Annotated in this window: 11 protein-coding genes and 1 pseudogene; 8 read left to right on the top strand and 4 right to left on the bottom strand. The window is 35.4% G+C overall.

The window, feature by feature from the left end; all coding sequences use genetic code 11:
- A pseudogene (locus tag FGQ53_RS10270) lies at window positions 1-196 on the bottom strand (IS5/IS1182 family transposase); the annotation flags it as partial.
- A gap of 67 nt (window positions 197-263) precedes the next feature.
- Here FGQ53_RS10270 and FGQ53_RS10265 point away from each other — a divergent pair.
- Complete coding sequence (locus FGQ53_RS10265) at window positions 264-803, top strand: ClbS/DfsB family four-helix bundle protein (RefSeq protein ID WP_138338513.1); 540 nt, start codon at window positions 264-266, stop codon at window positions 801-803.
- A gap of 97 nt (window positions 804-900) precedes the next feature.
- Here the strand turns inward: FGQ53_RS10265 and dhaQ are convergent, their stop codons facing one another.
- Complete coding sequence (gene dhaQ / locus FGQ53_RS10260) at window positions 901-1,890, bottom strand: DhaKLM operon coactivator DhaQ (RefSeq protein WP_138338510.1); 990 nt, start codon at window positions 1,888-1,890, stop codon at window positions 901-903.
- A complete protein-coding gene (gene dhaS, locus FGQ53_RS10255; protein ID WP_138338508.1) occupies window positions 1,887-2,417 on the bottom strand; it encodes a dihydroxyacetone kinase transcriptional activator DhaS in 531 nt (176 codons plus the stop codon). The genes dhaQ and dhaS overlap by 4 nt, the downstream gene beginning before the upstream one ends.
- A gap of 153 nt (window positions 2,418-2,570) precedes the next feature.
- Here dhaS and dhaK point away from each other — a divergent pair, with 153 nt between their 5' ends.
- From dhaK to FGQ53_RS10220, 7 genes are all read left to right on the top strand, one after another.
- Window positions 2,571-3,560, top strand: a complete 990-nt coding sequence (dhaK, locus tag FGQ53_RS10250; protein ID WP_138338505.1) for a dihydroxyacetone kinase subunit DhaK — start codon at window positions 2,571-2,573, stop codon at window positions 3,558-3,560.
- 21 nt (window positions 3,561-3,581) lie between these two features.
- A complete protein-coding gene (dhaL, locus tag FGQ53_RS10245) occupies window positions 3,582-4,157 on the top strand; it encodes a dihydroxyacetone kinase subunit DhaL (protein WP_138338502.1) in 576 nt (191 codons plus the stop codon).
- Window positions 4,157-4,531, top strand: a complete 375-nt coding sequence (dhaM, locus tag FGQ53_RS10240; RefSeq protein WP_138338500.1) for a dihydroxyacetone kinase phosphoryl donor subunit DhaM — start codon at window positions 4,157-4,159, stop codon at window positions 4,529-4,531. Before dhaL ends, dhaM begins: the two co-directional genes overlap by 1 nt.
- A gap of 1,108 nt (window positions 4,532-5,639) precedes the next feature.
- Window positions 5,640-5,936, top strand: a complete 297-nt coding sequence (locus tag FGQ53_RS10235) for a hypothetical protein (RefSeq protein ID WP_138338497.1) — start codon at window positions 5,640-5,642, stop codon at window positions 5,934-5,936.
- Between the two features lie 6 nt (window positions 5,937-5,942).
- Window positions 5,943-6,269: a hypothetical protein gene (locus FGQ53_RS10230; RefSeq protein ID WP_138338495.1), complete on the top strand. Its 327-nt coding sequence runs from the start codon at window positions 5,943-5,945 to the stop codon at window positions 6,267-6,269.
- Window positions 6,238-8,142: an ABC transporter permease gene (locus FGQ53_RS10225; protein WP_138338492.1), complete on the top strand. Its 1,905-nt coding sequence runs from the start codon at window positions 6,238-6,240 to the stop codon at window positions 8,140-8,142. The genes FGQ53_RS10230 and FGQ53_RS10225 overlap by 32 nt, the downstream gene beginning before the upstream one ends.
- A 4-nt stretch (window positions 8,143-8,146) precedes the next feature.
- Window positions 8,147-8,806 (top strand): ABC transporter ATP-binding protein, encoded by a 660-nt coding sequence (locus FGQ53_RS10220; protein WP_138338489.1) that lies wholly within the window; start codon window positions 8,147-8,149, stop codon window positions 8,804-8,806.
- 592 nt (window positions 8,807-9,398) lie between these two features.
- Here the strand turns inward: FGQ53_RS10220 and FGQ53_RS10215 are convergent.
- On the bottom strand, window positions 9,399-9,637 hold a 239-nt coding region (locus FGQ53_RS10215), incomplete at its 5' end, for a transposase family protein (RefSeq protein ID WP_138338487.1).

Raw genomic sequence — 9,637 nt, 5'->3', positions numbered from 1 at the left:
CGGTATTCTCGCATGTATTGAAGAGTAGCCATGAGGAGATCTTCTAAGCTTAACTTAGGGGTTCGGCCACCTTTTGCGTGTTTACGTTGATAAGCTGTTTTAACACAGCTAACATCTCTTCAAAAGTAGTGCGCTGAACACCAACAAGGCGCTTAAATCGTACATCAGTTAATTGTTTGCTTGCTTCATAATTCATAGAACTATTGTACCATATTTTGTTTCGCAGGAAGTCTAATAACTAGCAATGTGAAGGGAGTACTCCTGTGCCTAGACCAAAAACAAAAGAGGAGCTAGTGCTGGCCTCTAAGGAAAACTATGACAAGCTCAACCGTTTTATCTCCCAACTAAGTGAAGATGAGCTACAGACTCCATTTGATTTTTCAAGAGACCCAAAGAAAAAAGAAGCTCACTGGAAAAGGGATAAAAATCTACGAGATGTCTTGATCCATCTTTATGAATGGCAGCAGTTACTTTTGACTTGGGTACATTCTAATCAAAAAGGTCACGAAAGACCTTTTCTCCCTGAATCTTATAATTGGAAAACTTATGGACAAATGAATGTCGCTTTTTGGAAGAAGCACCAGAAAACCTCCTTAGAAGAAGCAACTAGACTCTTGACGCAATCACATAGAGAGGTTTTAGAGTTGATAGAAGGCTTCAGCACTGACGAACTCTTTACTAAAGGTATCTATAAGTGGACAGGTGGGACAAGTCTAGGTTTCTACTTTGTCAGTAGCACGTCAAGTCACTATGATTGGGCTCTGAAAAAACTCAAAGCTCATCGGAAGAATTGTAAGGTATAGATGGACTTTTTGAAATGGCAAGAATCAGTTCTTTTAAACGTAAGATAAAAGCAAAGGGCCATCAAGTGATGTAGCCCTTTTGAGTTATACAAGCAAATTACCATGCAAAAGCTGTCGTTGAAGCATTGAGAGCTTCTAACCATTGCTTATTTTTTACAGGGCAAAGAGTTACGGATATACCTGCCATATCTAGACTGGTCATAAATGTTCCTGATTTTATAAAGGTAATAGTGACTCCTTCAATTTCTAAGAGTTGAAGGAGATCATTGATAAATATGCCCATTTCTAGATTGGTAGTAGTGCCTAGATTATTTACAAGCAATATAAATTGATCACCCTTTTTCCAATGATAGTGCAATCTTAATTTGCTTATAATTTCATTCGCAAGGATTTCCGATGATTGAAATGGGACGATACGATAGCCTTCTTCGCCATGTATCCCAATACCATAAGAAATATTTCCTTCCTCTAAGTTAAATAGTGGAAGGGTGGCTTGGGGGAGACTAGCAGCTTTCGTTGCAAAGCCAATTGTTGCGATTTCGGGAGCAAGCTCATGACCTAAATCAGTTAGTTGCTCGATGTTGGCACCATTTTGAGCTGCATATCCTAGAACTTTATGAAGTAAGATTGTCCCTGCAAGCCCTCTTCCTCTAATTTGAAATCTATTGTGAGGTTCAATAGAAATATCGTCGTGTGCTAGACTATAGCCGACCTTAATTCCTTCTTGTCTAGCAGTGTTAATGGCCGAACTAAATTCTTTGATGTCTGCTTCGAAATTTTTTACAATGATGAAGACACCTTGACCATTGTTTAAAAAACGAATGGACTCTAAGATTTCAGTTCTTGTAGGAGGAGTAAATAATTGGCCATAGATAGCAGCGGTAAGCATTCCTTCTCCCACATATCCAATATGAGCAGGTTCGTGACCTGAACCTCCACCCGATAATATTGGAACCTGATGAGGATTGCGATTTTTTTGATAGACTAATGGTAAAGTAGGGTGTTTTTCTAATTCAGGATGACTGCTGATAGTTGCTGAAATGTAACTTGAAATAATTTTCTGTTTATGATTTGAAATAAATGTCATTGTGGTCTCTTTCCAATAATTGTCATGATTAGAAAGTCTGGTTGGGGAACTGGACTTTTTTTATTGACGTAAGCCTTCACGATTTCTGCTAGAGCATGTGAATGATAGTCTAACAAAAAACAAGTATAAGCAGATGAATTGATATCAATCTGACCATATTCTTTTAAAATTTTTGATACAAGCAAGCGACAGTAACTTATAAATTGGTCATAGAAGTTATTTTGCCCTTGAATATCAAAAAGTTGAATATAAAAGTCACGCTCTTGTTCGAAATAAAAAAATAATTCTTGTAATAGTTTTTGGCCCGAAATGAAGTCCAAGTTATTGGTGATATACTCGGTTAAGTCATTCTCAAATATCCAGTCGAGTAGTTCATATTTGTCAAGAAAGTGATTATAAAAGGTCTGTCTACGAATGCCAGCTGATTCCATGATATCTACAATAGAGATTTTATCAAATTCTCTAGTAGCTAAGAGGTCTCTAAATGCCTTGGCAATTCGTTTTTTTGTAATGAGTGATGATGCCATAGGAAACCTTTCTTTTACTTACTTCATTTTACCAAAAAAATGTTTTAAACGGGTTTAAAAGGGGACAAATAATAGAATCTGTCCCTTATCATTCAGCAATAAAAAATATATAATGAAAGCGAAAACAAAGGTAAATGCCGAAAGGAGTTTCTCATGAAAAAAATTATAAATGAACCGACACAAGTTGTTGATGAAATGTTACAGGGGTTGTCATTCATGCATGATGATTTGGTAGAACGTTTAGATGGTTTTGATGTTATCGTTAGAAAGGCAGAAAAGACAGGAAAAGTTGGACTCATTTCTGGTGGAGGCTCAGGACATGAACCAAGTCATGCTGGATTTGTCGGAGATGGGATGTTGTCTGCTGCCATTTGTGGAGCAGTCTTTACCTCACCTACTCCGGATCAAATTTTAGAGGCTATTAAGGCAGCTGATGAAGGTGCTGGGGTCTTTATGGTTATCAAGAACTATTCTGGGGATATCATGAACTTTGAAATTGCACAAGAACTTGCTGAAATGGAAGGTATTGACGTAGCAAGCGTTGTGGTTGATGATGATATCGCTGTTGAAAATAGTCTCTATACCCAAGGTCGTCGAGGTGTTGCGGGTACTATTTTAGTCCATAAAATTTTGGGTGCTGCAGCTCGTTCTGGTAAATCATTAGCTGAAATGAAGGATTTGGCAGATAAACTTGTGTTAGAAATTAAAACAATTGGTCTTGCCTTGTCTGGAGCAACCGTTCCTGAGGTTGGGAAACCAGGTTTTGTTTTAAAAGATAATGAATTTGAATATGGAGTTGGTATTCACGGTGAGCCAGGATATAAAAAAGAGAAAATGCAGCCTTCAGCACAATTGGCCTCAGAGTTGGTTGAAAAATTATCTGAAGGTTTCCAACTTAAATCAGGTGAACGCTATGGCCTTCTCATTAATGGTTTAGGAAGCACACCCCTTATGGAACAATATGTATTTGCAAATGATGTAGCTAAATTGCTCCATGAAAAAGGTGTTGAGTTGGCGTTTAAGAAAATTGGAAACTACATGACTTCAATCGATATGGCTGGTTTGTCATTAACGTTGATTCGATTGGCAGATGATGAGTGGTTGGATGCTTTAAATGCACCTGTTACTACACCAGCTTGGTAAAACTCAAGGAGGAAATATCGAATGAATGCCGAACAAGCTCTTGAATGGATGAAGCTTTTTAATGAAAAGATTCAAGAACAGAAAGATTACCTTAGTGAGCTAGACACTCCTATAGGAGATGGAGACCACGGTGGAAATATGGCGCGTGGAATGGCTGCAGTTATGGAAAACTTAGAAGGAAAGCAATTTGAGACCAGCAGTGATGTGTTTAAGCTTGTCTCAATGCAACTACTGAGTAAGGTCGGCGGTGCTTCTGGTCCCTTGTATGGCTCTGCTTTTATGGGAATGTCCAAGGTTTCTTCTAATTCGAAATTAGAAGAAATTTTACAAAGTGGTTTGGATATGATTGTCAAACGTGGGAAAGCAGAAGTTGGAGAAAAGACAATGGTTGACGTTTGGACTCCTGTTATTGCTGCCTTGTCTGCTGGTCAATTGACTCAAGAGGCTATTGATAAGGTAGTGAATGCTACCAAAGATTTACTTGCAACTAAAGGAAGGGCATCTTATGTAGGAGAGCGTTCTCTTGGACATATTGATCCTGGATCATTCTCATCAGGATTACTCTTTACTGCTCTTTTAGAAACTGGGGTGGTTTAATGGGAAGTATTGGTCTTGTTATCGTTTCACATTCCAAACACATTGCAGAAGGTGTTGTTGAACTGATTGGTGAAGTAGCTAAAGATGTTCCGATTACTTATGTAGGAGGAACCGAAGATGGAGGAATTGGAACGAGTTTTGATCAAGTAGATAGGGTTGTTTCCGAAAATCCAGCAGATACTTTATTAGCTTTTTTTGACCTAGGTTCTGCTAAAATGAACTTAGAAATGGTGGCTGATTTCAGTGATAAAAGTATCGTCATCAATAGGGTTCCAATTGTAGAAGGTGCCTATACTGCAGCTGCTCTTCTTCAGGCCGGTGCAGAACTGTCAGTTATTCAAACACAGTTGTCGGAGCTTGAAATCAATAAATAAGGAATTTTACTATAACTCTTTTTATAGGTGGGCTATTGATTATCTCAACTATCAAATTTTAAGTAAATAATTTCAAAATCAGAAAGGGATTGCTTTGGGCAGTTCCTTTTTAATGTAAAAGGAGTAGAATCATAGCGTTTCTAAATTGTGAATCATTCAAAACTGATTGTGATAGGACTATTCTAGCTTTAGAATCCTTCAAAAATTAAAATTTAAGGTAATCAATGGTTTAGAATAGTGCAAAAACATTTAGTTTATAGGGATTCTAGGCCCAGAATAGCATATATATTTATGAAAACGGAACATTCGATAGTTAGGAGTGTTCTATTCTGAAAGATTTGGACTGTCAATCTCCTAGAGTAGTAGTTTGATAATGAATTTTGTTGAGAGATTCCTTGTTTTATGGTAGTATAAAGTAAAAGAAAGCCTTATCATTATATTTGTAACTTTAATCTGACTTGGTTTATGTCTAGGAGTCTGGGACAAAAAGATTTTGATTTTAGGAACTCTTTATTATAATTTTTTAAAATCGATAGATTAGACAAAAAGGCGAACAAAACAGAATTCTGAATGTCAGATAACTCGTTTTGTTCGCTTTTTGTATTTAAGGTTAAACTTTTGTCCCAGCCTCATTTTTTTGGTTTATTTTACTATAAAAATGTTGACAACGCTTTCAAATCATGTTATTATTAAAGCATAAAATAAAAAGTAAAAAAAGCTATGAAAAGAGAAATCTTATTAGCTATAAGTTTGTTGTCTTTGATATTAACCGTCTCGGTAATAAGTCACTTTCCTGCTAAAAATCAGGGCTTTGATTCAGGACTTGTGTTTGTTGCTAAGTAAAAATGGTTTGAATAGTTTAATTAAGAAAGGAGTCTAGGATATGAGTTACAACTTACCTAACAGATATAAAAACGGAGATTTTTAATTGGCCTAGGATACTTCTTTATTCTGTTATGATAGTAAAGGACAGTGCATTTCTTAGCAAGACTTTATCATCAGATATTATAATATGAATTTCAGAGGCTTTATATGATAAGTAACTGGTTTATACTTTTAATTTTAGACAAAGATGAAAATCTTTTAGAAATTAGTTGGTGATAAAATCATGAAAAATACATTGAAAAAAATTGCATCTACTACTCTGATTGGACTCTCTCTACTTGGTATAGGTAGTTCAGTGGTTTCCGCAGCAACTGTATATTATAAAGGTAGTGCAGTATATTGGGACTATGGTCGTGCAGCAGCTGTATTTAGTTATTCAGATGTTCAATCATCTGTTTATGAGCATACAGCAACTGCGAATGGTGTTTCTTCTGGATGGAAAGATCCTGGAGTAATGGCCTCTGCAATTGCGTTTATCGGAGGCGACACTGCACAATGTTACTGGAATTGTCGAGGGTAATAGCCTATGACTAACAAAAACATTTTTCTAGGAAAATTAAAATACCTAGCCCTGTTTTTGGTTGCTGTTCAGAGTATATTATTTGCTCTGACAGCAATTTTTTTTACAGGTGTATCTTATCAAGAAACATGGCAGCACTACAACCAGAATAATCGAACTATAACGCTGTACCTTCAAAAGCTAAGTCCAATTCAGCAAGAAAAAGCGTTTTATTATTTAAATGAGAGAAGTGATTTAGCCGTTTGGACTCATCGAGTCATTCAAGATTCTAAAGGCAATGGTATACAAAAACATTATATAGATGCCATGGGAAATTCTGATTATTTTTTCTGATTTTAACTATCACCATTCAAATATTTTAACTAAGTCACAGCTAAAAGTCTTACTAGAGCATGAGGATAGCAAGAAAACGATAGGAATTGCTGAGGCGTCTCATGATACACTTTATGAGCTACCGAGGCCTTTATTTACTGTTCCGATTGTTATTGATCGATTAGAGCAAGTTTATCAAAAAACCAATACTTTAACGGGAATCTATCATGTAAATGGTTTAGAATCAGAAACAGACAAAAGTGAATTTATCAAACAGTTTGCGAGTGCCACAGACTTATCAGAGGAAAATTTTCTACAGGAAAAATTTGGTAGTCGTCGTGATTATGGTCTAGTTCCTTTTGTTCTCATAGGTTTGCTGTTATTCACAATGTTAACGCTGTTAATATTATTGCTTGTAATTGTTCTTCAGGCCTATGAAAAATTTGGTAGTCTCACCCTACTGGGATGGAGTCGAAATGAATTTTGGTTAGCATTATTTAAACCTATTATTTATCCATCGGTTCTTAGCACACCTATATTAGCTGTAGGCATTTGGTGGTTGACAGGCTGGTCCCAAGTTTCATACTATATTTTGATACCTATCATGGGCCATATAGTATTTTCAATGTTGGCCTTAGCTACTATTCTCATTATTCCTAGTTTGATAGTTTATTCAGTGACTGCTTTGTCTGCTATTCACAAACGTTTTCCAAGTAGACTATTGACTATTTTAGGTATTAGTTCCTACATTGCGTTAAGCAGTATCTTAATTGCTACCAGTTATTCCCTAGATGGTCCTTTGTACCGTTTTATGGATAATGTCCATATTGCTAGGGCGTGGAAAAGTGTTGAGAATATGCAAGTAATTGATTCTTTTTCTGAAGGCGATGACTTGGGAACACTGGCAGGTACGAGTAATACATTAGAATTAAGTATGTATCATCTTTATACAAAAATAGGTCATGATGAAGGTGTCTATTTAATTCATAGTCAATACTACGGACAAGATTTTTTGGCGAATGTGACTGCTTATCAGAATCTACCTAGTAAACCATTTTGGTATCTAGTTTATTCTTATAATTATTTAACTGAACTAGGTTTTCAGTTTTCTGAAGAAGAATTAAATGAGATACGAAGTGGTAGCAGATTGTATCTGATTCCAGATAGTTATACAACTGAGGAGCAGCAACGTATGCGAGCATATTTAGAAGAAAGTGTCAAAGTCTATGATGGGGATGTGGAGACACCATTTACACAAAATCGTCAATTCATTTATAAAAGCTATTCCACAACTAAAGATATTTTCCTTTGGTCCACAAATTTACAACAAGGGGTAACTAGTAAGGAGCCGATTATTTTTGTAGCTAGTCCTGAAAATCTTTATTTTAAGGAGAGTGCGAATCTTGTTGTTTCGGGTTTCAATGGTTATCTCAAAATACGTAATCAGAATATTCTGACTCGTGTGAAGGAAGAGATAACGACTCATTTTCCAGATCTTATGGATAACGATATTCAATTTACACCAGTTAGGCGATATATTGATGGACGCCAGAAAGAGTTGAGTTATACTTTTTATTTATTTGGTAGCCTTATATTAGCTGTATTGATTAGCTTAACTTCAATACTAATTGCTTTGGTATTGATGTATCGAATTACTTATCAAGATCGGTTAATAGTGCAATACTTCTTAGGATTTGGTTTATGGGCACGTTATAAAGGAATTATGATTTTGGTGATTGTTTCTGCTATTATAGAGGTACTAATTAGTTTCTTATTGAAAACAAAATTGGGTATAGTGTCCGCCGCTTTATCTCTATGTTTGCAGTCAGTTCTTCTATATGGTTTTCTTTTACGGAAAGAACAGCAGAAAATCTTAAATATATTTAAGGAGTAAGAATATGCCAACTATTTCAGTCAGACAGTTATCGAAATATTACGGTACAAAACGTGTTATTGAGAATATTTCATTTGATATTTCGGATAGAGAATTTGTTGCGTTGATTGGTCCATCCGGTTCAGGAAAATCTACGTTACTCAACCTTATTGGCTTATTAGAAACTGTTGATGAGGGAACAATCACGATTGATGGTGAGATTCTACCACAAGTTAACTCTAAAAAGGCAACCCATCTCCGTCGAAATGTATTAAATTACTTGTTTCAATCTAATGCCCTGATTCCAAATGAAAGTGTTGGTGATAATTTGATGCTAGCACTTCATTACACTAATTTAACTAAGGAAGAAAAAGATAAAAAAATAAAGACAGTTTTATCAAAAGTTCACATGGAATCTTTCTTGGAGAGTCGTATTAATGAGTTATCAGGTGGAGAACAGCAGCGAATTGCTATCGCTCGTGCTATTCTAAAGCCAGGAGAGTTGATTCTAGCAGATGAGCCAACTGGCTCCTTGGATCCACAAATGGCTCAAACAGCCTTTGAATTACTGAAACTGCTACGTGATGAGTACGGGAAAACGATTATTTTGGTGACGCATAATATGTATCAGGCTCAGCAATGTGATAGAATTATTGACTTAGAACGCTTAAAAGATTTGAACTGACACGTGTTGCTACATAGATTGCTCATTGTTAGGAAATATTCATGAAAAAATTAATTATTATTGCATTGTGAAATCAGAAGGTATCATACTTTACAAAATTATTCCAAAAAACAGTGTATCAAATTAATTGATGATTGAAGAGTTTTCTAAAAATAAAACTGCTTATAATCTGTGGGTTTTCTCTTTTTAGTGAATATATAAAATGTGGAGAATTAAGACATATATGAGCTAAATGCTTGGCTTACGTTTATAAAAATACAGTAACTCTCCTTAGATATGGCATTTATTGGGAGAGCTTTACATTTTATACAACTACTTTCCTAAAGTATAAAAGCTAATAAACTAGGATGTGTTGACTTTATGGAGATTAGTATTTTATTTGTATTAACCGATTATTGTGGTGCAGGATAGTAATAAATGATTGTAAGATATTTATATTTTTGTTTCGCAGGAAGTCTAGTGTTTAATTATCTATAATTTATAGAAGAAGTTGGTGAGAAAATGAAGTCAAAAGTAATCAATTTATATACATATATGGAAGCTTATAAAGACGATGAAGTTTTTGAAAATTACAAATAGACTTGTTCGGTAACTACATCATCTCGTGGTTGATGATGCCACAAATCAACTCAGCTCTTAATTCAAACCGTTTTCTACGATTACGATAGGGCTGTGCCATGATTTGAAAGGTTTTAAATTTGGCATTAAAGTGCTCAACTTCAATACGCATTTTAGCTATCTCGCGATTCAACTGCTTATCCTCTTGGGTTAAGGGGTGATGTTTAGAACGCTTAGCAGGAATAAAGGTATTTTCGTGAAATTTCAAGATGC

This window comes from Streptococcus mitis (assembly GCF_005844455.1).
Classification (GTDB): domain Bacteria; phylum Bacillota; class Bacilli; order Lactobacillales; family Streptococcaceae; genus Streptococcus; species Streptococcus mitis_BF.
This window is presented reverse-complemented; position numbering and strand designations above follow the sequence as displayed.

Excerpts from the sequence above, each read along its gene's own strand:
- dhaQ (WP_138338510.1), bottom strand. The coding sequence starts at position 1,890 with ATGACATTTATTTCAAATCATAAACAGAAAATTATTTCAAGTTACATT.
- dhaS (WP_138338508.1), bottom strand. The coding sequence starts at position 2,417 with ATGGCATCATCACTCATTACAAAAAAACGAATTGCCAAGGCATTTAGA.
- dhaK (WP_138338505.1), top strand. The coding sequence starts at position 2,571 with ATGAAAAAAATTATAAATGAACCGACACAAGTTGTTGATGAAATGTTA.
- dhaL (WP_138338502.1), top strand. The coding sequence starts at position 3,582 with ATGAATGCCGAACAAGCTCTTGAATGGATGAAGCTTTTTAATGAAAAG.
- dhaM (WP_138338500.1), top strand. The coding sequence starts at position 4,157 with ATGGGAAGTATTGGTCTTGTTATCGTTTCACATTCCAAACACATTGCA.
- FGQ53_RS10235 (WP_138338497.1), top strand. The coding sequence starts at position 5,640 with ATGAAAAATACATTGAAAAAAATTGCATCTACTACTCTGATTGGACTC.
- FGQ53_RS10230 (WP_138338495.1), top strand. The coding sequence starts at position 5,943 with ATGACTAACAAAAACATTTTTCTAGGAAAATTAAAATACCTAGCCCTG.
- FGQ53_RS10225 (WP_138338492.1), top strand. The coding sequence starts at position 6,238 with ATGCCATGGGAAATTCTGATTATTTTTTCTGATTTTAACTATCACCAT.
- FGQ53_RS10220 (WP_138338489.1), top strand. The coding sequence starts at position 8,147 with ATGCCAACTATTTCAGTCAGACAGTTATCGAAATATTACGGTACAAAA.